Source organism: Streptomyces minutiscleroticus (genome assembly GCF_014650875.1).
Classification (GTDB): Bacteria; Actinomycetota; Actinomycetes; order Streptomycetales; family Streptomycetaceae; genus Streptomyces; species Streptomyces minutiscleroticus.
This window is the reverse complement of record NZ_BMVU01000010.1, coordinates 111,680-134,067: the sequence shown is the minus strand read 5'-3', so window position 1 is coordinate 134,067 and position 22,388 is coordinate 111,680. Positions and strand designations below refer to the sequence as shown.

Here is a 22,388-nt window from a genome sequence, read left to right as displayed (position 1 = left end):
AGTGGGGCACATCGTGCAGACCCTGGCCTACGGTTCATGGCCCTCGCCCATCGACGCCCGGCTCGCCGCCGCGCACGACGGGCACCCCGAGTACGTCGGGTTCGTCGGGGGGGAGGCGTGGTGGACCGAGCCGCGTCCCGCCGAGGGCGGCCGCCGCACCCTGGTGCGGCGGCGCACCGACGGCACGGAGGAGGCGGTGCTGCCCGCGCCGTGGAACGTGCGCAGCCGCGTCATCGAGTACGGCGGGCAGCCCTGGGCCGGCGTCGCGCGCGACGAGGGGCCGCTGGTCGTCTTCGTGAACTTCGCCGACCAGCGGCTGTACGCCTACGAGCCGGGCGCGGACGGCGCCGGTCCATGGCCGCTCACCCCCCTGTCCCCGGTCGGCGGCGGCCTGCGCTGGGTCGACCCGGTGCCCCGTCCCGAGGCGGGGGAGGTGTGGTGCGTCCTGGAGGAGTTCACCGGGGACGGGCCCGCCGACGTGCGCCGCGTCCTGGCCGCCGTCCCGCTGGACGGCTCGGCCGCCGAGGACCGCGGCGCCGTGCGGGAGCTGACCGACGGACGGCACCGCTTCGTCACCGGGCCCCGCCTGTCGCCCGACGGGCGGCGCGCCGCCTGGCTCGCCTGGGACCACCCGCGCATGCCGTGGGACGGCACGGAGCTCCTCGTCGCCGACGTGAGAGGCGGCGGCGTGCTGGAGGGCGTCCGCACGGTCGCGGGCGGCCCCGAGGAGTCCGTCGCCCAGGCCGACTGGGCGGCCGACGGCTCCCTGCTGTACGCCTCCGACCGCACCGGCTGGTGGAACCTCTACCGCGACGGGGCGCCGCTGTGCCCGCGCGAGGAGGAGTTCGGCGGCCCGCTGTGGAAGATCGGGCAGCGCTGGTTCGCGCCGCTGGACGACGGCCTGGTCGCCGTCGTGCACGGGCGCGGCGCCACCGCGCTCGGCATCCTCGACCCGGAGACCGGCGAGGTCGTCGACGCGGCCGGGCCCTGGACGGAGTTCTCGGCCTCGCTCGCCGCGCACGGCTCCCGCGTCCTCGGCGTCGGCGCCAGCCCGCGCAGCGCCTACGAGGTGGTGGAGCTGGACGCCCGCACCGGCCGCGCCCGCGTGGTGGGCGCCGCGCACGACGACCCGGTGGACCCCGCGTACTACCCGGAACCGCGGATCCGCACCTTCGCCGGACCCGACGGGCGCGAGATCCACGCGCACGTCTACCCGCCGCACCACCCCGCGCACGTCGCCCCCGACGACGAGCTGCCGCCGTACGTGGTGTGGGCGCACGGCGGCCCGACCAGCCGCTCCCCCCTCGTCCTCGACCTGGAGATCGCCTACTTCACCTCGCGCGGCATCGGCGTCGCCGAGGTCAACTACGGCGGCTCCACCGGGCACGGCCGGGAGTACCGCAACCGGCTGCGCGAGCAGTGGGGCGTCGTCGACGTCGAGGACTGCGCGGCCGTCGCGCTCGCGCTCGCCGAGGAGGGCACGGCCGACCGCGACCGGCTCGCCATCCGCGGCGGCAGCGCCGGCGGCTGGACCACGGCCGCCTCCCTCACCACCACCGACGTCTACGCCTGCGGCACGATCCTGTACCCGATCCTGGACCTCACGGCCTGGGGCTCGGGGGAGACCCACGACTTCGAGTCGCGGTACCTGGAGTCGCTCGTCGGGCCGCTCGCCCAGGTGCCGGGACGCTACCGCGAGCGCTCGCCCGCCGAGCACGCCCACCGGATCACCGCGCCGTTCCTGCTGCTCCAGGGGCTCGACGACGTGATCTGCCCGCCCGCCCAGTGCGAGCGGTTCCTGGCCCGCCTGGAGGACCGGGAGCGGCGGGTGCCGCACGCCTACATCGCCTTCGAGGGCGAGGGCCACGGCTTCCGCCGCGCCGAGACCGTCGTCCGGGTCCTGGAGTCCGAACTCTCCCTGTACGCGCAGGTCTTCGGCATCGACGTGCCCGGTCTGCCCACCCTGGAGCTCGCCAAGTGAGAGAGCTGACCCGCCCGGCGCGGCTCGCCCCCGGCGCCCGCGTCGCCGTCGTCGCCCCCAGCGGCCCGGTGCCCGAGGAGCGGCTCCAGTCGGGCCTGGACATCCTGCGCGGCTGGGACCTGGACCCGGTCGTGGCGCCCCACGTCCTGGACCGGCACGACGGCTTCCGCTACCTCGCGGGCACGGACGCCGACCGGGCCGCCGACCTCCAGGCGGCCTGGTGCGACCCGGCCGTGGACGCGGTGCTGTGCGCCCGTGGCGGCTACGGTGTCCAGCGGATGGTGGACCTCCTCGACTGGGACGCCCTGCGGGCCGCGGGGCCCAAGGTGTTCGTCGGCTTCAGCGACATCACCGCCCTGCACGAGGCGTTCGCCGTGCGCCTGGGCCTGGCCACGCTGCACGGCCCCATGGCCGCGGGCATCGACTTCCTGAAGAACGCGCGGGCCCAGGAGCACCTGCGGGCCACCCTGTTCGAGCCGGAGTCCGTGCGCACGCTCGTCTCCCCGGGCACCGCGCTGGTGCCCGGCCGGGCCCGGGGCGTCACGCTCGGCGGCTGCGTGAGTCTGCTCGCCGCGGACCTCGGCACCCCGCACGCCCGCCCCTCGGCCCGCGGCGGGCTGCTGATGATCGAGGACGTCGGCGAGGAGGCGTACCGGCTCGACCGCATCCTCACCCAGCTGCTGCGCTCGCACTGGCTCGACGGCGTCGCCGGGATCGCGCTCGGCTCCTGGGTGGACTGCGGCCCGTACGAGGAGCTGCGGCGGGTGTTCCTCGACCGGCTCGGCCCGCTCGGCGTGCCGGTCGCCGAGGACTTCGGCTTCGGGCACTGCGAAGGGGCGCTGACCGTCCCGTTCGGGGTGCCCGCGGAACTGGACGCGGACGCGGGCACCCTGACGCTGTGGGAGCCCGCGCTGCGCTGAGGGCCCGCGTCCGGGCGGGTGGCTACTGTGGCGGCATGCCGCAGAACGACCAGTACCTCGCCGTGGGGCCGCGGGTGGCCGTCCGTCCCTTCACGCTCGACGACGGCGCCGAGTTCACCGCGCGGGCGCGGGAGAGCAAGGCGCTGCACCACCCGTGGCTGTTCCCGCCGCAGAGCGCCGAGGCCTACGCCGAGTACGCCCGGCGGCTCATCGAGGACCCGGCCCGGGCCGGTTTCCTGGTGTGCGAGAGGGACGGCGGCGCCATCGCCGGGTTCGTCAACGTCAACAACATCGTGCGCGGCGCGTTCCAGTGCGGGGCGCTGGGCTACGGCGCGTTCGCGCACGCGGCCGGGCGCGGGCTGATGCGCGAGGGGCTCGGGCTGGTCGTGGAGCACGCCTTCGGCCCGCTCGGCCTGCACCGGCTGGAGATCAACGTCCAGCCGGGCAACGCGGCCTCCGTCGCCCTGGCCCGCTCCGCCGGCTTCCGGCTGGAGGGCTACTCGCCGGACTTCCTGTACATCGACGGCGCCTGGCGCGACCACGAGCGGTGGGCGCTCACGGCCGACATGCCCCGGCTCTGACCGGCCCGGCGCCCGGCCCCGACCGGCCCGGCGCCCGGCCCTCACCGGTCCGCGCGCCGGTCCGCGTACTCGTACACGCTGCCGTCCGGGTGCAGCGCGATCAGGTTGCGCCCCGCCGGTGTCGCCACGGGCCCGGCCAGTACCTGCGCGCCGGCCTCGGTGAGCACCTCGCGGGCCTCGTCGACGTCCCGAACGGCGATGGTCGCGGCGACCTTGCGCAGCACGTCCAGCTCGGCCTGCGGACCGCTCATCAGCAAGAAGCAGCCGACCGCGGCGACCGAGACGCCGCCGCGCTCGAAGCGGAGGGCCCTGGCGCCCGCCAGCCTCTCGTAGAAGGGGACCATGGTCTCCAGGTCGTCGACGCAGATGCGCAGCGTGGTTCCCAGAATGTCCATACGGCGAAGCCTAGTTGGCCCCGCTCGGCCAAGTGATCGTTTCGGGGGAACGCCCTCCGTCCCTCGGGGCGGCCGGCGTTACCGGGTGCACCGCCGGGGTAGACGCGGCCCATGGACCGCTTACCGCATCCCGAACAACCGGACAGAAGACTGGTCGAGGCGCTGACGCGCGCGGCCCGCGACGCCGTCCGCGAGGAGCTGCGCGAACAGGGCCGCAAGCAGCGCCGCACGGCCGCGCTGTACGCCGCGTCCGGCGCCACCGCCCTGTACGCGGGCGCCGCCCTCGCGCTCGCCGTCGGGCTGCTGCTCGCGCTCGGCCTGCCCGGCTGGGCGGCCGCCGTGGTCACCGCCGTGCTGCTGGGCATCGCGGCGTTCCTGCTGCGCAACGCGGCCCGGCCCGGGTCCTCCGGCCCGCTGCCGCGGCGGGCGCGCGGCGGGCACGGGGCCGGCGGGCACGGGCCCGGCGGACGCGACCGCGCCGCCGGTGACGCGGGCACCGGTCTGCCGGACGCCGGGCCGTCCGTCACCCCGTCCGGCGCGCCGGTCCCGCCGAAGCCGGACATGGCCCCCGAGGTCCCGCGCCCCCGGGACTGAGCCCGCGGCGAGCGCGTCCGGGCCGCCGCGGCGACCGGTGCCGGACCGCGTACGCGCGGGCCGGCGACGGACGGCTCACGCGCAGGACCGGTGACGGACGGCGACGTGCGGGGCCGGCGGAGGGGCGGCCCCTTGTACACCGGCCTCGGCTCCTGCGCGACCGGACGGTCCCGGCCGCGGCCAGTGTCACGGCCGCCGCGCCGCCCCGTCCGCCGTACGCGCGTACGCGACGCGCCGGGATGCCCGCTTTCGCGGAGAGAAGCGGGTCCCCGGCGCGTCACCCGCGGCGGTGTCACGGCAGCTGCGGCAGCACCTTCGTGCGGTAGAAGTCGAAGAAGTCGCGCTGGTCGGGGCCGATCTGCCCGACGTAGACGCGGTCGAAGCCGGCGTCGGCGTACGCGGACAGCGCGCTGACGTGGGCCTCGACGTCGTCCCCGCAGACCACGTTCTCGCGCACCCGGTCCTCGGTGACCAGTTCGTGCAGCTGTTCGAAGTGGCGCGGCGAGGGCAGCACCTGCCCCATCTCGCCGGGCAGCTGCTCGCTGTACCAGAGCTCGTGGACCCGGCGCACCGCCTCGTCCCGGTCGGGGCCGTAGCAGACCTTCAGGCCGCCGCTCACCGGCTTGGAGCCGCCGCCCCCCTTGCGGTACCGGGTCACCATCGCCTCGTCCGGCGCCATCGTGATGTAGCCGTCCCCGATGCGGGACGCGACGGCCGTCGCCTTGGGGCCGAAGCCCGAGACGTCGATCGGCACGGGCTCGTCCGGCACCGTGTACAGACGGGCGTTCTCGACGGTGTAGTGCGGGCCGCGGTGGTTGACCTCCTCGCCGGTGAGGAGGCGGCGGATCACCTGGACGGCCTCCTCCAGCATCTCCAGGCGGACGTGCGTGGGCGGCCAGGGGTTGCCGAGGACGTGCTCGTTCAGCGCCTCGCCCGTGCCCACGCCCAGCCGGAACCGGCCGTTCGTCATCACCGCGCTGGTCGCCGCGGCCTGCGCCACGACGGCCGGGTGGATGCGCACGGTGGGGCAGGTCACGGCCGTCTGGACGGGCAGCGAGACCGCCTCGGAGAGCGCGCCGATCACCGACCAGACGAAGGGGCTGCTGCCCTGCGCGCCGTTCCACGGATGGTAGTGGTCGGAGATCCACAGCGCCCGGAAACCGGCCTGCTCCGCCATCCTGGCCTGCTCGACCAGCTCCCGGGGGGTGAACTCCTCGGTGGACAGGAAATAGCCGTACTCGGTCATGGGGGGCACCTCCGGGGGCTGGGCGCACGGTCGGCGCCCGGGTAACCCCCGCGCCGCCCCCGGAAACGTGGCCGACGTTTGGCGGCACCCCCCGGGGGGACGCGGAAGACTCGTCATGGAGCCCTCGACGGAGGCCGAAGCATGGGTCGACCCCGCGTACTGATCGTCGGTGCCGGCTTCGCCGGGTACCGCACGGCCCGCACCCTGTCCCGCATCGCCCGGGGCAGGATCGACATCACCCTGCTCAACCCCACCGACTACTTCCTGTACCTGCCGCTGCTGCCCCAGGTCGCCGCCGGGGTGCTGGAGCCGCGCCGCGTCACCGTCTCCCTGGGGGACACCCTGCCGCGCGTGCGCCTGGTCCTCGGCGAGGCCGACCGCGTCGACCTGGAGGGGCGGACCGTGCGCTGCACGGACCCCGAGGGCGGCACCGGCACCCTCGGCTACGACCGGCTCGTCGTGGCCGTCGGCGCCGTCAACAAGCTGCTGCCCGTCCCCGGCGTCGCCGAGCACGCGCACGGCTTCCGGGGACTGCCCGAGGCGCTGTACCTGCGCGACCACGTGACCCGGCAGATCGAGCTCGCGGCGGCGGAGGAGGACGCCGCGCGCTGTGCGGCCCGCAGCACGTTCGTGGTGGTCGGCGCCGGCTACACCGGCACCGAGGTCGCCGCGCAGGGCCAGCTGCTCACCGACGAGCTGGTGCGGAACAAGCCGCTGCGGCGGGGCGTCCGGCCCCGCTGGCTGCTGCTGGACATCGCGCCGCGCCTCCTGCCCGAGCTGGACGAGCACCTGTCGCGCACCGCCGACCAGGTGCTGCGCGGCCGGGGCGTGGAGGTGCGCACCGGGACCTCGGTGGAGGAGGCGACCCGGGAGGGGGTGCGGCTGAGCGACGGCGAGTTCGTCGGGACGCGCACGCTGGTGTGGTGCGTCGGCGTCCGCCCCGATCCGCTCGTGGCGGGACTCGGCCGGCCGCTGGAGCGCGGCCGGCTCCTCGTCGACCCCTACCTCCAGGTGCCGGGCCGGCCCGAGGTGTTCGCGTGCGGCGACGCCGCCGCGGTCCCCGACCTGGAGAAGCCCGGCCAGTACACCTCGATGACCGCCCAGCACGCCTGGCGGCACGGCGAGGTGGCCGCCCGCAACGTCGCGGCCTCCCTCGGCCTCGGCACCCGCCGCGTCTACCGCCACCGCGACCTCGGCTTCGTCGTCGACCTCGGCGGTGTGAAGGCCGCCGCGAACCCGCTCGGCGTCAAGCTGTCCGGCCCGCTCGCCGGCGCCGTCACCCGCGGCTACCACCTGGCGGCGATGCCCGGCAACCGGGTCCGGGTCACCGCCGACTGGCTGCTGGACGCCGTCCTGCCGCGCCAGGGCGTGCAGTTGGGTCTCGTCCGGTCCTGGTCGGTCCCGTTGGAGTCCGCCTCACCGGAGGTGGCCCGCCTGCCGGGGGGCCCGGCCGCACATCCCGGGGGCGGCCGGAGCGGGGCCCCCGAAGGCTCCGAAAGCCCCGAAAGCGCTCAGAAAGGAACCTCATGACCGACCGCCACCCCATCGACCTCGCCGAGCTGGGCCAGCAGCTGCGCGTCGACAGCGTCCGGGCCGCCGACGCGGCGGGCTCCGGCCACCCCACGTCGTCCATGAGCGCCGCCGACCTGGTGGCCGTGCTGTTCGCCCGCCACCTGCGCTACGACTTCGACCGCCCCGACCACCCCGGCAACGACCGCTTCATCCTCTCCAAGGGCCACGCCTCGCCGCTGCTGTACGCCACGTACAAGGCGGCCGGCGCCATCGACGACGCCGAGCTGCTGACCTTCCGCGAGTCCGGCAGCCGCCTGGAGGGCCACCCGACGCCCCGGCGGCTGCCGTGGGTGGAGGTGGCCACCGGCTCGCTGGGCCAGGGCCTGCCCATCGGCGTCGGCGTCGCCCTGTCCGGCAAACGCCTGGACCGGGTCGGCCACCGGGTGTGGGTGCTGTGCGGCGACAGTGAGCTGGCCGAGGGGTCGGTGTGGGAGGCGGCCGAGCAGGCGTCCTTCGAGAATCTCGACAACCTCACCGCGATCGTCGACGTCAACCGGCTCGGCCAGCGCGGCGCCACCCGGCACGGCCACGACCTGGACGCCTACGCGCGCCGCTTCAAGGCGTTCGGCTGGCACACCGTCGAGATCGACGGCCACGACGCCGACGCGATCGACCGCGCGTACGCGGAGGCCGCGTCCACCGCCGGCCAGCCCACGGTCGTGCTCGCCCGCACGCTCAAGGGCAAGGGCGTCCTTGCCGCCGAGGACAAGGAGGGCCTGCACGGCAAGCCGCTCAAGGACGCCGCGGAGGCGATCCGGGAGCTGGGCGGGGAGCGGGACCTGCGCATCGAGGTGCAGCGCCCCGCCGCCGCCCGCGTCCTGCACGCCGAGCGCAGCGGCCACCTGGAGCTGCCGCGGTACGAGAGGGGCGACAGCGTCGCCACCCGCGACGCCTACGGCCAGGCGCTCGCGGCCCTCGGCAGCGCCCGCGGCGACGTCGTCGCCCTGGACGGCGAGGTGAGCGACTCCACGCGCGCCGAGTTCTTCGCCAAGGCGCACCCGGAGCGGTTCTTCGAGTCCTACATCGCCGAGCAGCAGCTGGTCGCCAGCGCGGTGGGCCTGTCGACGCGCGGCTGGGTGCCGTACGCCTCCTCGTTCGCGGCGTTCCTCACCCGCGCCCACGACTTCGTCCGGATGGCCGCGATCAGCGGCGCCGGGATCAACTGCGTCGGCTCGCACGCGGGCGTCTCCATCGGCCAGGACGGGCCCTCCCAGATGGGCCTGGAGGACCTGGCGACGTTCCGCTCGGTGTACGGCTCCACCGTGCTCTACCCCTGCGACGCCCACCAGACGGGCAGGCTGGTCGCCGCGATGGCCGACCTGGAGGGCGTCCGCTACCTGCGCACCTCGCGCGGCGGCATGCCCGTCCTGTACGGCCCCGACGAGGAGTTCCCCATCGGCGGCAGCAAGGTGCTGCGCTCCTCGGGCGAGGACCGGCTGACGCTGGTCGCGGCGGGCGTCACCGTGCACGAGGCGCTGAAGGCCGCCGACGCCCTCGCCCAGGAAGGCATCGCGGTCCGGGTGATCGACCTGTACTCGGTCAAGCCCGTCGACCGCGACACGCTGCGCGAGGCCGCCGAGCGCACCGGCTGCCTGGTCACCGTGGAGGACCACCGCGAGGAGGGCGGCATCGGCGACGCCGTCGCCGGGGCCTTCGCCGACGGCGGGCCCGCGCCGCGCCTGGTGCGCCTCGCCGTGCGGAACATGCCCGGCTCGGCGTCGCCCGAGGAGCAGCTGCACGCCGCGGGCATCGACGCCGAGTCGGTCGCGGCGGCGGCGCGGCTGCTGGTGGAGCAGGCGGTCGTGCGGTGACGGCCGGCGGCACGGGAAGGGGAACGGCATGAGCGGCGCGCGGACGGTGCGGGCCGGGCGCCGCACGGTGGAGGTGCACCGGCCCGAGAAGGTGCTGTTCCCGGCCGACGGCGCGGCCCCCGAGTACACCAAGGGCGACCTCGTCGCCTACCACCGGGAGATCGCGCCGTTCATGTTGCCGCACCTGAAGGGGCGGCCGCTGATGCTGGAGCGGCACCCGGACGGCCTGGACGGCCCGCGCTTCATGCAGAAGAACGTCCAGGACCACTACCCGGACTGGATCCGGCGGGTGGAGGTGCCCAAGGAGGGCGGCACGGTCGTCCACCCCGTGTGCGACGACACCGCCACCCTCGTCTACCTCGCCGACCAGGCCGCCCTGACCCTGCACCGGTGGCTGTCGAGGGCGGACGACGTCGACCGGCCCGACCGGCTCGTCTTCGACCTGGACCCTTCCTCGGTGTCCGAAGGGCCCGGGGGGACCCCCGGCGCCGACTTCGAGACCGTACGGGAGGCGGCCCGGCAGCTCGGAGCCCTGCTGGACGAGCTCCGGCTGCCCTCCGGCCTGATGACCACCGGCTCGCGCGGGCTGCACGTCGTGGTGCCCCTCGACGGACGCGAGACCTTCGACGAGGTGCGGGAGTTCGCCAAGGACGTCGCCGACACGCTCGCCGCCGCCCACCCCGACACGCTGACCACCGCGGCCCGCAAGAAGGACCGCGGTGACCGGCTCTACCTCGACGTGCAGCGCAACGCCTACGCGCAGACCGCCGTGGCCCCCTACACGGTGCGGGCCAAGCCCGGCGCCCCTGTGGCGGCCCCGCTCTCCTGGGACCAGCTCGACGACCCCCGGCTCACCGCACGCCGCTGGACGATAGCGGACGCGGCCGAACAGGCGCGGACCGAGCCGTGGTCCGGACTGCCGCGCGCCGGGCGCGCGCTCGGACCGGCCCGGCGCAGGCTGGAAGCGGTGCGTGGTTGAGCCACCGACCTTTCAAGGTTTGGTCAACGCATGTGTGGCCAGACGGTGTTGAGAGGTGGCCATGACCAACACATCGAATTCACAGAAATCATCGCAAGCCCGCAGAAGAGCATCCGAGGAAGAGAAGCGGGACGACGCGGGAACCGCCACGCCGAAGCCGATGGAGGTGCTGCGCCTGGCGCGCGCACAGCTCACCGAGCTCACCGGCATGGAAGCGGAGTCCGTGTCCACGTTCGAACGCACCGAGGACGGCTGGTCGCTCGAGGTCGAGGTCCTGGAACTGGCCCGGGTCCCCGACACGATGAGCCTGATGGCGAGTTACGAGGTGACCCTCGACCCGCAGGGCGAGATCACCGGGTACCGGCGCGTCCGCCGCTACGAGCGCGGAAGGTCCGACACACGGCGCTAGGCGCCCGGACCCTCCTGCGCGAAAACGTCACCGACAAAGACGTCAGACAAAGACGTCGCGCGCCGAAGGCGCGGGCGTCAGAGACCGAGGAGGACTGGCCGGTATGACCGTAGTCCCGGCACAACAGACCGGAGGATCGGGCGGCAGCAGCGGCCTGTACGACGTACTGGAGCTCGTTCTCGACAGGGGGCTCGTCATCGACGCCTTCGTGCGGGTCTCCCTGGTCGGCATCGAGATCCTGAAGATCGACGTCCGTGTCGTCGTGGCCAGCGTCGACACCTACCTGCGCTTCGCCGAGGCGTGCAACCGGCTCGACCTGGAGTCGGGCCCCCGCAAGAACCCCGGTCTCCCCGACCTCGTCGGCGAGATCACGGAGTCCGGGGCGCGCGGCAAGTCCAAGGGCGCGCTGTCCGGCGCCGCGGAGACCATCTCCAGCGCCTTCCAGCAGGCCCGTGACGAGGGCGAGTCCCGCCCGCGCGCCCGTAAGACGGCCTCGCGCCGGAAGGAGGAGCAGGAGTGAGCACCTACGTCTACGGGATCGCGGCGGAGTCGCACCCCTCGCTCCCCGAGGGCATGGGCGGCGTGGGCGACCCGGCGCGCACCATCCGCGTCCTGCGCGGCGACGGACTGGCCGCCGTGGTCAGCGACGCGCCCGAGAACCTGCGCCCCAAGCGCAAGGACCTGCTGGCCCACCAGAACGTGCTGGCCGAGGCCGGCGCGGGCGGCGCGGTGCTGCCCATGCGCTTCGGCAGCGTGGCCCCGGACGACCAGGCCGTCCTCGACGTCCTGTCCGAGCGCGCCGACCACTACCGCGAGCGGCTCCATGCGCTCGACGGCCGGGTGGAGTACAACGTCAAGGCCAGCCACGACGAAGAGGCCGTGCTGCACCGCGTGATGGCGGACAACCCGGAGATCCGCGCGGTCGCCGAGGCCAACCGCAAGGCGGGCGGCGGCAGCCACGACGAGAAGATGCGCCTCGGCGAGATGGTCGTCGCCGCTGTGCAGAAGTACGAGGTCGACGACGGCGCCGAGCTGCTGCGCGCCCTGGAGCCGGCCGCCGACGCCGTGAGCACCGGGGCGGAGTCGACCGGCTGGCTGGCCAACCTGTCGTTCCTGGTGAAGCGGGACTCCGCCGAGGAGTTCCTCGCCGCCGTCGAGGCGCACCGCGCCGCCAACCCGCACCTGGAACTGCGGGTCAACGGGCCGCTGCCGCCCTACAGCTTCGTCGAGCCGGGCCCGGCGGAGCCGGCCGAGACGGTGGAGCAGGCCGGCGCGGGGCGCTGACCGCCGTGGGACTCATCACGGAGGTCCTGCTGCTGCCCTTCGCACCGGTGCGCGGCAGCTTCTGGGCGGTGAGACAGGCGCTCGCCGAGGCCGAGCGCCTGTACTACGACCCGGGGGCGGTACGCGCGGAGCTGGCGGCCCTCGAGAAGCGGCTGGAGGCCGGCGAGATCGACGAGGACGAGTTCGACAGCAGGGAGGACGAGCTCCTGGACCGGCTGGAGATCGCCATGCAGAGAAGCACGGGAACGGGCAACGGGACGATGACATGAACCGACTGGGACTGGGCCTCGCGGTAGGGGCCGGGTACGTCCTCGGGCGTACCAAGAAGATGAAGCTGGCATTCGCCGTCGGCACCATGGTGGCGGGGAAGAAGCTGCAGCTGAGCCCGAGAGCGATCGGGGACCTGATCTCCACCCAGCTGCAGAACAACCCGCAGTTCAAGGAGCTGGGCGACCAGCTCCGCACGGACCTGCGCGGGGTCGGCAGGGCCGCGACCGGGGCGCTCGTCGAGCGCCAGGTCGAGGCCCTCGCCGGCCGCCTGCACGGGCGCACCGCCGAGGTGCGCGACCGGATCGCGGGCGTGGTCCCCGACGTGCCGGGTCCCCGCCGCGGCGGGCGGGGGCGCGACGAGGAGCCCGAGGACGCCTACGACGACGACCGGGACGACCGGGACGACGAGGCCGGGTACCACGACGACGGCCCCGACGCGGAACCGGAGGAGGAACGGGAGAGGCCGCCCGCCAAGAGGGCGCCGGCCAAGAAGACGGCCAGGGCGGCCAAGGCGCCGGCCCGGAAGGCGGCCGACGGCGCGCCGCGCGCGGCGAAGAAGGCGGCCAAGAAGGCGCCGGCCAAGAAGACGGCCGCCGCCGGACGGGCCCGCCGCCGAGCGAGGGGAGGCGACGATGGCTGAGACCGGCGGACGCGGCGGGCTCTCCGAGGTCGCCCACAGCGAGGCCGTCGAGCGGCTCAAGGCCGAGGCCCAGGACTACCTGGCGGCCCAGGCGCAGCGGCTGCTCATGGGCGTCGGCCGCAAGCTCGGCGAGACCACCGTCAAGCTGAACGACGTCGCCGAGGGGCGCAGCCCCGGCTTCGCCGGACTCGCCCTGGACGGCGGCCGCAAGCTCGTCGAGGGCAAGAGCCCGGTGCGGGCCGCCCTGGAGGTCGGCGCCGGACGGGCCAAGGACAGCGTCGTCAGCGCCTTCAAGCAGCTCGGCGGCAAGGGCGGCAAGGGCCGCAAGAGCGGCGCGGGCAAGAAGCCGACCGTCATCATCGAGTTCATCGACATCGGCGTGGACCTGCGCACGGCCTACGACCAGTGGACGCAGTACCAGGAGTTCAGCACCTTCGCCAAGGGCGTCAAGAGCGCCGGCCGAGCGGACGACACCACGTCCGACTGGCAGATGAAGGTCTTCTGGTCCAACCGCAGCTGGAAGGCGCACACCACCGAGCAGGTCCCGGACTACAAGATCGCCTGGACCTCCGAGGGAGCCAAGGGCACGACGAAGGGCGTGGTGACCTTCCACTCCCTCGCCGAGAACCTGACGCGGGTGCTGCTGGTCATCGAGTACTACCCGAAGGGCCTGTTCGAGAAGACCGGCAACATCTGGAGAGCGCAGGGCCGCCGGGCCCGCCTGGACCTCAAGAACTTCGCGCGCTTCGTCACGATGCGCGGCGAGGCGAGCGACGGCTGGCGCGGCGAGATCCGCGACGGCGAGGTGGTCCGCAGCCACGAGGACGCCGTCGCGGAGGAGGAGTCCGAGCACGAGCACGACTCCGAGCACGAGGACGCGCCCGAGGACTCCTCCGAGGAGGCGCCCGGGGACGCGTACGACGACGAGGAGCCGGACGCGTACGAGGGCGAGGACGCCGGCCGCGCCGAGGACTCCCGCGAGGAGGAGCCGGAGGGCGACGAGCCCTACGACGACGACGCGTACGAGGACGCCGGCGAGGCGTACGAGGACGAGGAGGCGTACGAGGACGACGGCACCGGCGAGTACGCCGACGAGGACGAGGCGTACGACGAGGAGCGGGAGGCCGAGGAGGAACCCCGCGAGGCCGTCGGGCAGGGGAGCGGGCGATGACCATGGCCGGGCGGCTCCCCGAATCGTACGGGCAGGAAGGCGGGGCCAACCTCGCGGACATCCTCGAACGCGTCCTGGACAAGGGCGTCGTGATCGCGGGAGACATCCGCATCAACCTGCTCGACATCGAACTGCTCACCATCAAGCTGCGCCTCGTCGTCGCCTCCGTCGACAAGGCGAAGGAGATGGGCATCGACTGGTGGGAGTCCGACCCGGCCCTGTCCTCACGCGCGAGTGACAAGGAACTGGCCAGGGAGAACGCCCAGCTGCGGGCTCGCCTGGCCGAACTGGAAGGCGGGCGCGAGCGCCTGCGGGAGGAGGCGCCGTGACCGGTCTGCGCTATGTGTACGCCGTGTGCCGGCCGTTCGACAGGCCGCTGCCCGCGGACCTGACGGGGGTCGCGGGCGTGCCGCCGAAGCCGCTGGCCCACGGCGACCTGGTCGCCGTGGTCAGCCACGTGCCCGAGGCGGACTTCGCCGAGGAGCCGCTGCGGGCCCGCCTGGAGGACCTGGACTGGCTGAGCGGGACGGCGCGCGCCCACCAGAGCGTGGTCGACGCGCTCACCGAGGTCACCTCGCCGCTGCCGCTGCGCCTCGCCACGGTGTTCCGCGACGACAGCGGCGTCCGCACCATGCTGGAGGAGCGCGCGGACGCCTTCCGGCAGCTCCTCGACCGGCTCGACGGACGGGTCGAGTGGGGCGTGAAGATCTACGCCGAGCCCCGGGAGGACACCACCGGGCGGATGCCGCAGCCCCGGGCGGCCAGCGGGCGGGACTACCTGCTCGCGCGGCGCCGGCAGCGCAGCGCCCACGAGGAGCTGTGGGAGCGGGCCGAGAAGTTCGCCACGCGCCTGCACGACACCCTCTCCGCGGGCGCGGAGGACTCCCGGCTGCACGCCCCGCAGAACCCGGCGCTGTCCGGGGCCTCGGGGCGCAACGTGCTCAACGCCGCCTACCTCGTGCCGCGCGCGACGGCGGAGGAGTTCGTGGAGCTGGTGGAGCGCACGAAGGGCGAGGAGCCGGGGCTGCGCGTGGAGCTGACCGGGCCCTGGGCCGCGTACTCCTTCAGCGGGCTCGACGAACCCGGCGGGGGACGGGAGGCGGGCGGATGACCGTCGTCGAACACCGGGAGGTCGCGCTCGTCGACCTGCTCGACCGGCTGCTCGCGGGCGGGGTCGTCATCACCGGCGACCTCACCCTGCGCATCGCGGACGTCGACCTCGTGCGCATCGACCTCAACGCGCTGATCAGCTCGGTGAACGAGCAGGTGCCCGCGCCGTGGCCGGAGATCCGGTGACCGGGCGGGAGCCGGCGGGCGCGCACGGAGAACCGTCGGTCGCGTCCGGGGAACCGGCCGAGGCGCACGGAGAACCGCCGGGCGGGCCGGTGGGCGCGCTGGGGGAAGCGCTGAGCGTGGTGGCGGCGGGGCCGGCCGGCGGGAGGCCCCGCAGGCGCGTGGAGCTCGAACCCGACACGGTCGAACGCGACCTGGTCAAGCTCGTGCTGACCGTGGTGGAACTGCTGCGGCAGCTCATGGAGCGGCAGGCGCTGCGCCGCTTCGACACCGGGGACCTGACGGAGGACCAGGAGGAGCGGATCGGTCTGACGCTGATGCTGCTCGACGACCGGATGACGGAGCTGCGCGAACGCTACGGCCTGCGGCCCGAGGACCTGAACCTGGACCTCGGCCCCCTGGGTCCGCTGCTGCCGCGGGGGTGAGCCGCCGGGCGGACCGCCTGGCGGCGCACCGGGTGAGCCGGGCGAGCGGTCACGGGCGCGCCGGGACGGAACCCACGGGCACCGTCCCGGCGCGCTGCCGTTCCCGCCCTCGCCCGGGTGCGGGCGGGCGGAGCGTACGGTCCGGGCCGGCGGCGGCCCCTCGCGTCCGCGCCGGCCGGGGGCGGTACGGGCGCCCATCGGGGCGGACACGGAGACGGGCACGCAGGGCCGGTCAGGCCGGCTTGCGGCAGAGGATCTCGCCGTGCAGGACGGCGAACCACGCGTCCTCCCGGCCGCCCCACTCCCGCCACGCCCGCGCGACGGCCCGCAGCTCCGCCTCGGTCGCGTGGCCGCCCTCCGTGGCGCGCCGCGCGTACGCCGAGGCGACCGTGCGGTCCGCCCACAGGCCGCTCCACCAGGCCCGCTCCTCCTCGGTGGCGTAGCACCAGGTGCCCGCCGTGGCCGTGACGTCGGTGAACCCGGCCGCCAGGGCCCAGGACCTCAGCCGCCGCCCGGCGTCCGGCTCGCCGCCGTTGGCCCGGGCGACCCGCAGGTACAGGTCCAGCCAGGCGTCCAGGCCCGGGGACTGCGGGTACCAGGTCATCGCCGAGTAGTCCGCGTCGCGGACGGCCACGTAGCCGCCCGGCCTGACGACCCGGTACATCTCGCGCAGCGCCCGTACGGGATCGCCGACGTGCTGGAGCACCTGGTGGGCGTGGACCACGCAGAACGTGTCGTCGGGGTGGTCCAGGTCGTGCACGTCCGCGACCGCGAAGTCGACGTTCCCCAGGCCGCGTCCGGCCGCCGTGGCCCGGGCCCTGTCCAGGATCTCCGGCGCGCGGTCGACGCCGGTGACGTGCCCGTCCGGCACCAGCTCCGCGAGGTCGGCGGTGATGGTGCCGGGCCCGCAGCCGACGTCCAGGACCTTCATGTGGGGCTTCAGGGAGCCGAGGAGGTACGCCGCGGAGTTGGCGGCGGTGCGCCAGGTGTGCGACCGCAGGACGGACTCGTGGTGGCCGTGCGTGTAGACGGCCGTCTCCTTCGGCATGACCGTTCTCCTTCTCTCGCCCGCCGCCGTGAGGTCGGCGACAGGCGCCACGGTACGCGGCCGTGCCGGAATATGAGATAGGCGTCTTGCCATGTGGACGACGTCGGATGCCGCCGGGTGCCGCCCGGCACCGCCGGTCGCCGCCGGCCCGCGGTCAGTGGGCGAACAGCGGGCTGTAGACCGTCACCGTCGGGACCTCGGGCGACCCCTCCGGCCCGCCCGGACCGCTCACACCGTCCGTGCCCGCGCCACCGGCCCTGCTCGCGCCGGTGCCGGGGGAGAAGAGGCCCACGTGCACCTGGACGGCCTCCCCCTGGCGCAGGGCGGTGACGAGGTCGCGCACGTCCCGCACCCCCACGTCGTGCGCGAGGCGGTTCAGCGCGCCGCCGGGCAGCACCGCGAGCGGCAGGCCGTGCCGCAGCGCCACCTCGGCCGCCGTGTTCACCGTGCCGTCGCCGCCGCACACGCCGAGCACCCGGGCGCGGGCCGCGGCCTTCTCCAGGGCGGCGCGCACCTCGGACGGCTCGCACTCCACGCTCTCCGCACGCGGCAGGACCTTCAGCAGCTCCCGGGCCCGCTCCGGCGCGGCGGCGCTGCGGTTCACCACGACGACGAGTCCCTCGCCGTCCGGCAGCGCGGGCGCGTCCGCGCCGCGCCGGTCCGGCACAGGCGGCCGCCGCCTCCCGCCCACCGGCATCAGGACGCGCACCGCGAAGGCGGCGCCGACGCCCAGCGCCGCGCCCACCGCGACGTCGCTCGGGTAGTGCACGCCCGTGTAGACGCGGGAGAAGACCACCGCGGCCGCCACGGGGGCCACCGCCGCGCCCAGGCCGCGCGACTCCAGGGCGACGCCGGTGGCGAAGGCCGCGGCCGAGGCCGAGTGCCCGGACGGGAACGACGTGGTGACCGGCTGGCGCTTCAGCTGCCGGATCAGCGGGACCGCGTCGAGCAGCGGGCGCGGCCTGCGCACCGACCGCTTGCCGATCGTGTTGATGGTGGCGGAGGCCAGCGTCAGCGAGGCGAGGCCCCGGGCGGCGGCCCGGCGGGCCGTGGGGGAGCGGGTCGCCGCGAGCGCCGCCGCGGTGGCGAACCACAGCTTGCCGTGGTTCGCGCCGCGGGTGAGCCGCGGCAGGACGCGGTCGCCGCCCGGCCAGTGCCGGGACGCGACCGCCTCGAACAGCCGGCGGTCCAGGCCCAGCAGGCGGCTGACGACGGAGTGCCCGGTCTCGGGGACGGTGAGGTCGACGTCTGCTTGTGCGGTCATGGACCCCGGTTACCCGGGGGCCGCCGCGGCAGACCGTCCGGGGACCGGGCGGGCCCGGAGCGAACGGGTGGCGGGCCCGGAACGAAAGGGCGGCGGGCCGACGCGGACGGAAGGCGGGCCCGGGACGGAACGGGTGACGGGCCGGAGCCCATAACCGTTTGCCGGGCGCCCGGCCGCCCGCCCACAATGACCGACCATGGGACATCTGGAAGCCGCACACCTCGAGTACCACCTCCCCGACGGGAGGACGCTGCTCGGCGACGTGTCCTTCCGGGTGGGCGAGGGCACCTCCGTCGCCCTGGTGGGGCCCAACGGCGCGGGCAAGACGACCCTGCTGAGGCTGATCTCCAGCGAGCTGAAGCCGCACGGCGGCACCGTCACCGTCAGCGGCGGCCTCGGTGTCATGCGGCAGTTCGTCGGGTCCGTACGGGACGAGACGACCGTACGGGACCTGCTCGTGTCGGTCGCGCCGCCCCGCATCAGGGAGGCCGCGCGGGCGGTGGACCGGGCCGAGCACGCCATCATGACCGTCGACGACGAGACCGCCCAGCTCCAGTACGCGCAGGCCCTCGCCGACTGGGCCGAGGTGCGCGGCTACGAGGCCGAGACGCTGTGGGACATGTGTACCACGGCCGCGCTCGGCGTCCCGTACGAGAAGGCGCAGTGGCGCCAGGTGCGCACGCTCTCCGGCGGCGAGCAGAAGCGGCTCGTGCTGGAGGCGCTGCTGCGCGGCACCGACGAGGTGCTGCTCCTGGACGAGCCGGACAACTACCTCGACGTGCCCGGCAAGCGCTGGCTGGAGGAGCGGCTCGGGGAGACCCGCAAGACCGTGCTGTTCGTGTCCCACGACCGCGAACTGCTCGCCCGCGCCGCCGAGAGGATCGTCAGCGTGGAGCCGGGGCCCGCGGGCGCGGACGCCTGGGTGCACGGCGGCGGCTTCGCCACGTACCACGAGGCGCGCCGGGAGCGCTTCGCGCGCTTCGAGGAGCTGCGCCGCCGCTGGGACGAGAAGCACGCCCAGCTGAAGAAGCTGGTGCTGAACCTGCGGCAGGCGGCGGCGGTCAGCCACGAGCTGGCCTCCCGCTACGCCGCCGCGCAGACCCGGCTGCGCAAGTTCGAGGAGGCGGGCCCGCCGCCCGAGCCGCCGCGCGAGCAGGACATCACGATGCGGCTGCACGGCGGACGCACCGGCGTACGGGCGGTGACCTGCGAGAACCTGGAACTGACCGGTCTGATGAAGCCGTTCGACCTGGAGGTCTTCTACGGCGAGCGGGTCGCCGTGCTCGGCTCCAACGGCTCGGGCAAGTCGCACTTCCTGCGGCTGCTCGCGGGCGGCGACGTGGCCCACACCGGCACGTGGAAGCTGGGCGCGCGCGTGGTGCCCGGCCACTTCGCGCAGACGCACGCCCACCCCGAGCTGGAGGGGCGCACGCTGCTCGACGTCCTGTGGACCGAGCACGCGCAGGACCGGGGCGGCGCCATGTCCCGGCTGCGCCGCTACGAGCTGACCGCGCAGGCGGAGCAGCGCTTCGACCAGCTCTCCGGCGGCCAGCAGGCCCGCTTCCAGATCCTGCTCCTGGAGCTGGCGGGCGCGACGGCCCTGCTGCTCGACGAGCCCACCGACAACCTCGACCTGGAGTCCGCCGAGGCGCTCCAGGAGGGACTGGGGGCGTACCAGGGCACGGTCCTCGCGGTCACCCACGACCGCTGGTTCGCCCGCTCCTTCGACCGCTACCTGGTCTTCGGCAGCGACGGCCGGGTCCGCGAGACGGCGGAGCCGGTCTGGGACGAGCGACGGGTGGAACGGGCGCGGTAGCGCCCGGCCCGGCGGCCCTGCTCCGGAGGCCCCGCTCCGGCGGCCGGACGCGGGGCGACGGCCGCCCGGTGGGCACCCGCTGAGCGACGGGGCCGCGCCTCGCGGCCCCGGGCGCCGGGCTTCCGGCCTGCGGACGGGACCTGTAGCGCCAAGCCGTGGGCCCGTGAACGGACCGGCGGCAGCGGCCCGCGGCCCGTACGAGGACCAGGAGTGCCGGACTTCCGGCCTGCGGACGGGGCTTGCAGCACCGAGCCTCCGGCCCGTACGCGTACCACCGGCACGGTGCCGCCCCGGCGGGACGTCCCGCCGGGGCGGCACCGTGGACGGACGGGCGGCCGGCGCCTCTCCGCCGGGCCGGTCAGGACCAGCGGAGGAGGGCGCCCAGACCGCCCGACGGCGTGTCGCCCGGTCCCGCGGCCGCCATGGACAGGGCGGGCGCGCCCGTCGCCACGGCGGCCCGCAGCAGGGCGTCGTCCGCGCGCGCGGACCACGTGTGCTCCTGGCCCACCGCCTTGAGGTCCGCCTGCTTGACCGCCAGCATGTCGGGCGACTCGCCGATCCACACCTCGCGGTGCGCGTCGGGGCCGTCCATGCGGATCAGCAACTCGTCGATCTGGTGCTGCCGGGCCGCGTCGACCAGGGCGGGCACGCCCTCGACCGCGCCGACGCGCCCCTCGTCGTCCGGGGACCGCGCCGACAGGAACCGGTCCAGTTCCCCGGCCGCCCGCTGGTGCACGTGCTGGGCGCGGAGCCGCTCGACGTCCTCGTCGAGCAGCCTGCTGCCCGTGCCGTGCGGGGCCTGTACCGTGCAGCCGAGCAGCCGCTTCGCGATCCGCTCGTGCACGTACGCCCGCTCCCGCTCGTCGCCCACCAGGATGATCAGGTCGGCCCCGGACTCCTGCTGGCACGAGTCGAGCGCGTCGGCGATCTCCGCGGCGTTCTGGGCCCAGGTGTTCTCCACCTTCAGCTCGAAGTGCCGCTCCGACCACTGCATCACCGAGGACGTGCGGTGCATCGGCCACTGCCGCGAACCGGTCACCGACCCCGCGTCCTCCGGCCCGCTCCCGCCGCTGCGCAGCTCGAAGTGCGCCCCGGTGCGGTCGATGTAGGCCACCAGGACCAGCGGGTCCTCACCGACCAGGTCGAGCAGCGGCGCGACGCGTGGCAGCATCCCCCATGTCGTGCTCAGGGGCGCCAGGGGCACGGACGCCAGCGACGGGTCGAGGACCACCTCGCCGCCGTTCGCGAACAGCGCCCGTCCGCAGAGGTCGGAGGAGAACCGCAGTTCCTCCATCGCCGCGCGGACCGCCGCACACGTGGCCTCGTCGGCGCCCTGCTCGGCCAGCTGCCGGGAGGCCTCCTGGGCGAGGAGCGACCGCTCGTGGGGGGTGGTGGACTCCGTGTGCCGTGAAGTGTCCACGTAGACGGAGGCCCAGGGCCCGGGCCGTTCGTAGAGTGGATGGAGAAAAGCGAGATCCATGGCTCCCTCCGGATGCCGCTCGGGTATGGCTTGCGGGCCGAGTACCCGAACAGGGCCGAGGAACACGATGTTCCGGGGGGCGAACCTGGACACAGTGCACAAAACGAACTGTGCGCCGGCTCCGACGGCGATGCCGTCGGAGCCGGCGCACAAGGCGGCGGAGCCTCTCGTCGCGGCGGGCCGCCCGGTACGGCGGGGCGAGCCCCGGCCGCACCCGGGACCCGTCGGGTACAGGGGGGACGCGCCCCGCCCGTTCCCGGGACCCGCTTATTTCCGGGACCCGGCCGGCCGGGTCCCGCCGTCTCAGCCCTGCCGCTCCTGCTGCTCCTGCTGCTTCTTGGCGAAGACGTCCAGGTACGCCTCGCAGAACGCCTTCAGGTCGTCCGGCTTGCGGCTGGTCACCAGCGTGCTGGGCGCCCCCTCGCAGATCTTGACCTGCTCGTCGACCCAGGTGGCGCCCGCGTTGCCGAGGTCCGTCCGCAGGCTCGGCCACGAGGTGAGCGTCCGGCCGCGCACCACGTCCGCCTCGATCAGCGTCCACGGGGCGTGGCAGATCGCGGCGACCGGGAGCCCCCGGTCGAAGAAGTCGCGCACGAAGGCCACGGCCTTCTCGTCCATGCGCAGGTTGTCGGGGTTGGCGACGCCGCCGGGCAGGACCAGGCCGCCGAACGAGTCCGCCGACGCCTCGCCGACGACCTCCTGCACGGGGAACGTGTCGGCCTTGTCGAGGTGGTTGAACGCCTGGATCTCACCGCTCCGGGTGGACACCAGCACGGGCTCGTGGCCCGCGTTCTCGGCCGCCTTCCAGGGCTCGGTCAGCTCGACCTGCTCGGTGCCTTCGGGGGCCACGAGGAATGCGATACGCATCTGTTTCTCTCTCCGTTCCTCCGCGCCGGGGCGACCGGCCGCGGATCACATGTCACGGGCGGGGCGGGACACGCGGGGCGTCCCGCCCGTACTACGGGGTTAGGCCGAGGGACGGGCCGACGGGACCGCGCACGGGCCGCAAGGAGGCGCGGTCCGTCCGAGGCCGTGCGCGGGTCCCGGACAGGGCAGTCCGCGCGCCGCCGGACCGTCCGCCGGCCCTGTGCCGAGAAGACCGCCGGCCACTGACCGCCAGCCGCCAGCCGCCAGCCGCCGGCCGTCGGCCGTCGGTCGGCCGTCCTCGGCGAGGCGGGGACGAGGCCCGGCCGGGGAGTCTGCGCGGTC

23 protein-coding genes and 1 pseudogene are annotated in these 22,388 nt (G+C 74.9%); 18 read left to right on the top strand and 6 right to left on the bottom strand.

The genetic code is table 11. From position 1 onward, the window contains the following. Nucleotide 1 precedes the first annotated feature (1 nt). The 3 genes from IE271_RS13810 to IE271_RS13800 are packed head-to-tail and all read left to right on the top strand — an operon-like array spanning nucleotide 2 to nucleotide 3,482. Entirely contained in the window at nucleotides 2–1,981 is a 1,980-nt protein-coding gene (locus tag IE271_RS13810; RefSeq protein WP_190190563.1) for a dipeptidyl-peptidase 5, read from the top strand. Further along, complete coding sequence (locus IE271_RS13805; protein WP_190190562.1) at nucleotides 1,978–2,901, top strand: S66 peptidase family protein; 924 nt, start codon at nucleotides 1,978–1,980, stop codon at nucleotides 2,899–2,901. Before IE271_RS13810 ends, IE271_RS13805 begins: the two co-directional genes overlap by 4 nt. A 35-nt stretch (nucleotides 2,902–2,936) precedes the next feature. Next, a complete protein-coding gene (locus IE271_RS13800) occupies nucleotides 2,937–3,482 on the top strand; it encodes a GNAT family N-acetyltransferase (RefSeq protein ID WP_190190561.1) in 546 nt (181 codons plus the stop codon). A gap of 41 nt (nucleotides 3,483–3,523) precedes the next feature. Here IE271_RS13800 and IE271_RS13795 read toward each other — a convergent pair whose 3' ends face one another. Next, nucleotides 3,524–3,877 carry a VOC family protein gene (locus IE271_RS13795; protein WP_190190560.1) on the bottom strand — a complete coding sequence of 118 codons (354 nt, stop codon included), beginning with the start codon at nucleotides 3,875–3,877 and terminating at the stop codon, nucleotides 3,524–3,526. A 111-nt stretch (nucleotides 3,878–3,988) separates the two neighbouring features. Between IE271_RS13795 and IE271_RS13790 the strand changes: the two genes are divergently transcribed. Then, nucleotides 3,989–4,471 carry a phage holin family protein gene (locus IE271_RS13790; RefSeq protein WP_190190559.1) on the top strand — a complete coding sequence of 161 codons (483 nt, stop codon included), beginning with the start codon at nucleotides 3,989–3,991 and terminating at the stop codon, nucleotides 4,469–4,471. A gap of 292 nt (nucleotides 4,472–4,763) precedes the next feature. Here IE271_RS13790 and IE271_RS13785 read toward each other — a convergent pair whose 3' ends face one another. Beyond that, complete coding sequence (locus tag IE271_RS13785; RefSeq protein ID WP_190190558.1) at nucleotides 4,764–5,717, bottom strand: LLM class F420-dependent oxidoreductase; 954 nt, start codon at nucleotides 5,715–5,717, stop codon at nucleotides 4,764–4,766. Nucleotides 5,718–5,858: 141 nt separating this feature from the next. Here IE271_RS13785 and IE271_RS13780 point away from each other — a divergent pair, with 141 nt between their 5' ends. The 13 genes from IE271_RS13780 to IE271_RS13720 all read left to right on the top strand — a co-directional run bounded on the left by IE271_RS13780 (nucleotide 5,859) and on the right by IE271_RS13720 (nucleotide 15,571). Further along, the gene (locus IE271_RS13780; RefSeq protein ID WP_190190557.1) at nucleotides 5,859–7,247 is read left to right on the top strand and encodes an NAD(P)/FAD-dependent oxidoreductase; all 1,389 of its coding nucleotides are present in this window, start codon (nucleotides 5,859–5,861) and stop codon (nucleotides 7,245–7,247) included. Next, nucleotides 7,244–9,100: a transketolase gene (locus IE271_RS13775; RefSeq protein ID WP_190190556.1), complete on the top strand. Its 1,857-nt coding sequence runs from the start codon at nucleotides 7,244–7,246 to the stop codon at nucleotides 9,098–9,100. The genes IE271_RS13780 and IE271_RS13775 overlap by 4 nt, the downstream gene beginning before the upstream one ends. 28 nt (nucleotides 9,101–9,128) lie before the next feature. Beyond that, a complete protein-coding gene (gene ligD / locus IE271_RS13770; protein WP_190190555.1) occupies nucleotides 9,129–10,079 on the top strand; it encodes a non-homologous end-joining DNA ligase in 951 nt (316 codons plus the stop codon). 61 nt (nucleotides 10,080–10,140) lie between these two features. Then, nucleotides 10,141–10,488 carry a gas vesicle protein GvpO gene (locus IE271_RS13765; RefSeq protein ID WP_190190554.1) on the top strand — a complete coding sequence of 116 codons (348 nt, stop codon included), beginning with the start codon at nucleotides 10,141–10,143 and terminating at the stop codon, nucleotides 10,486–10,488. 103 nt (nucleotides 10,489–10,591) lie between these two features. Continuing rightward, on the top strand, nucleotides 10,592–11,008 hold the full coding sequence (locus IE271_RS13760; protein ID WP_190190553.1) for a gas vesicle structural protein GvpA: 417 nt from the start codon (nucleotides 10,592–10,594) through the stop codon (nucleotides 11,006–11,008). After that, nucleotides 11,005–11,772, top strand: a complete 768-nt coding sequence (locus IE271_RS13755) for a GvpL/GvpF family gas vesicle protein (RefSeq protein WP_190190552.1) — start codon at nucleotides 11,005–11,007, stop codon at nucleotides 11,770–11,772. Before IE271_RS13760 ends, IE271_RS13755 begins: the two co-directional genes overlap by 4 nt. Before the next feature lie 5 nt (nucleotides 11,773–11,777). Further along, nucleotides 11,778–12,041 (top strand): gas vesicle protein GvpG, encoded by a 264-nt coding sequence (locus IE271_RS13750; RefSeq protein ID WP_190190551.1) that lies wholly within the window; start codon nucleotides 11,778–11,780, stop codon nucleotides 12,039–12,041. Next, entirely contained in the window at nucleotides 12,038–12,682 is a 645-nt protein-coding gene (locus IE271_RS13745) for a DNA primase (RefSeq protein WP_190190550.1), read from the top strand. Before IE271_RS13750 ends, IE271_RS13745 begins: the two co-directional genes overlap by 4 nt. Next, the gene (locus tag IE271_RS13740; RefSeq protein WP_190190549.1) at nucleotides 12,675–13,853 is read left to right on the top strand and encodes an SRPBCC family protein; all 1,179 of its coding nucleotides are present in this window, start codon (nucleotides 12,675–12,677) and stop codon (nucleotides 13,851–13,853) included. Before IE271_RS13745 ends, IE271_RS13740 begins: the two co-directional genes overlap by 8 nt. Continuing rightward, nucleotides 13,850–14,182 (top strand): gas vesicle protein, encoded by a 333-nt coding sequence (locus tag IE271_RS43320; RefSeq protein ID WP_190190548.1) that lies wholly within the window; start codon nucleotides 13,850–13,852, stop codon nucleotides 14,180–14,182. The genes IE271_RS13740 and IE271_RS43320 overlap by 4 nt, the downstream gene beginning before the upstream one ends. Further along, nucleotides 14,179–14,964 carry a GvpL/GvpF family gas vesicle protein gene (locus IE271_RS13730; RefSeq protein WP_190190547.1) on the top strand — a complete coding sequence of 262 codons (786 nt, stop codon included), beginning with the start codon at nucleotides 14,179–14,181 and terminating at the stop codon, nucleotides 14,962–14,964. The genes IE271_RS43320 and IE271_RS13730 overlap by 4 nt, the downstream gene beginning before the upstream one ends. Further along, nucleotides 14,961–15,149: a gas vesicle protein gene (locus IE271_RS13725; protein ID WP_190190546.1), complete on the top strand. Its 189-nt coding sequence runs from the start codon at nucleotides 14,961–14,963 to the stop codon at nucleotides 15,147–15,149. The genes IE271_RS13730 and IE271_RS13725 overlap by 4 nt, the downstream gene beginning before the upstream one ends. Before the next feature lie 158 nt (nucleotides 15,150–15,307). Next, a complete protein-coding gene (locus tag IE271_RS13720; protein ID WP_308435179.1) occupies nucleotides 15,308–15,571 on the top strand; it encodes a gas vesicle protein K in 264 nt (87 codons plus the stop codon). A 232-nt stretch (nucleotides 15,572–15,803) separates the two neighbouring features. Here the strand turns inward: IE271_RS13720 and IE271_RS13715 are convergent, their stop codons facing one another. Beyond that, nucleotides 15,804–16,619 (bottom strand): class I SAM-dependent methyltransferase, encoded by an 816-nt coding sequence (locus IE271_RS13715; protein WP_190190545.1) that lies wholly within the window; start codon nucleotides 16,617–16,619, stop codon nucleotides 15,804–15,806. A 271-nt stretch (nucleotides 16,620–16,890) separates the two neighbouring features. After that, nucleotides 16,891–17,883: pseudogene (locus IE271_RS43585) on the bottom strand (phosphatase PAP2 family protein); the annotation flags it as partial. Nucleotides 17,884–18,079: 196 nt separating this feature from the next. Here IE271_RS43585 and IE271_RS13705 point away from each other — a divergent pair. Next, a complete protein-coding gene (locus IE271_RS13705) occupies nucleotides 18,080–19,699 on the top strand; it encodes an ABC-F family ATP-binding cassette domain-containing protein (RefSeq protein ID WP_190190543.1) in 1,620 nt (539 codons plus the stop codon). 358 nt (nucleotides 19,700–20,057) lie between these two features. On the opposite strand, the gene IE271_RS13700 is transcribed toward IE271_RS13705, so the two are convergent. Both IE271_RS13700 and IE271_RS13695 read right to left on the bottom strand, forming a co-directional pair. Continuing rightward, entirely contained in the window at nucleotides 20,058–21,179 is a 1,122-nt protein-coding gene (locus IE271_RS13700; RefSeq protein ID WP_190190542.1) for a baeRF2 domain-containing protein, read from the bottom strand. A 303-nt stretch (nucleotides 21,180–21,482) separates the two neighbouring features. Next, nucleotides 21,483–22,046 carry a type 1 glutamine amidotransferase domain-containing protein gene (locus IE271_RS13695; protein ID WP_190190541.1) on the bottom strand — a complete coding sequence of 188 codons (564 nt, stop codon included), beginning with the start codon at nucleotides 22,044–22,046 and terminating at the stop codon, nucleotides 21,483–21,485. Nucleotides 22,047–22,388: the final 342 nt, after the last annotated feature.

Coding starts and splice junctions, on each gene's coding strand:
- IE271_RS13800 (WP_190190561.1), top strand. CDS start 2,937: ATGCCGCAGAACGACCAGTACCTCGCCGTGGGGCCGCGGGTGGCCGTC.
- IE271_RS13795 (WP_190190560.1), bottom strand. CDS start 3,877: ATGGACATTCTGGGAACCACGCTGCGCATCTGCGTCGACGACCTGGAG.
- IE271_RS13790 (WP_190190559.1), top strand. CDS start 3,989: ATGGACCGCTTACCGCATCCCGAACAACCGGACAGAAGACTGGTCGAG.
- IE271_RS13785 (WP_190190558.1), bottom strand. CDS start 5,717: ATGACCGAGTACGGCTATTTCCTGTCCACCGAGGAGTTCACCCCCCGG.
- IE271_RS13780 (WP_190190557.1), top strand. CDS start 5,859: ATGGGTCGACCCCGCGTACTGATCGTCGGTGCCGGCTTCGCCGGGTAC.
- IE271_RS13775 (WP_190190556.1), top strand. CDS start 7,244: ATGACCGACCGCCACCCCATCGACCTCGCCGAGCTGGGCCAGCAGCTG.
- ligD (WP_190190555.1), top strand. CDS start 9,129: ATGAGCGGCGCGCGGACGGTGCGGGCCGGGCGCCGCACGGTGGAGGTG.
- IE271_RS13765 (WP_190190554.1), top strand. CDS start 10,141: ATGACCAACACATCGAATTCACAGAAATCATCGCAAGCCCGCAGAAGA.
- IE271_RS13760 (WP_190190553.1), top strand. CDS start 10,592: ATGACCGTAGTCCCGGCACAACAGACCGGAGGATCGGGCGGCAGCAGC.
- IE271_RS13745 (WP_190190550.1), top strand. CDS start 12,038: ATGAACCGACTGGGACTGGGCCTCGCGGTAGGGGCCGGGTACGTCCTC.
- IE271_RS13740 (WP_190190549.1), top strand. CDS start 12,675: ATGGCTGAGACCGGCGGACGCGGCGGGCTCTCCGAGGTCGCCCACAGC.
- IE271_RS43320 (WP_190190548.1), top strand. CDS start 13,850: ATGACCATGGCCGGGCGGCTCCCCGAATCGTACGGGCAGGAAGGCGGG.
- IE271_RS13725 (WP_190190546.1), top strand. CDS start 14,961: ATGACCGTCGTCGAACACCGGGAGGTCGCGCTCGTCGACCTGCTCGAC.
- IE271_RS13715 (WP_190190545.1), bottom strand. CDS start 16,619: ATGCCGAAGGAGACGGCCGTCTACACGCACGGCCACCACGAGTCCGTC.
- IE271_RS13705 (WP_190190543.1), top strand. CDS start 18,080: ATGGGACATCTGGAAGCCGCACACCTCGAGTACCACCTCCCCGACGGG.
- IE271_RS13700 (WP_190190542.1), bottom strand. CDS start 21,179: ATGGATCTCGCTTTTCTCCATCCACTCTACGAACGGCCCGGGCCCTGG.
- IE271_RS13695 (WP_190190541.1), bottom strand. CDS start 22,046: ATGCGTATCGCATTCCTCGTGGCCCCCGAAGGCACCGAGCAGGTCGAG.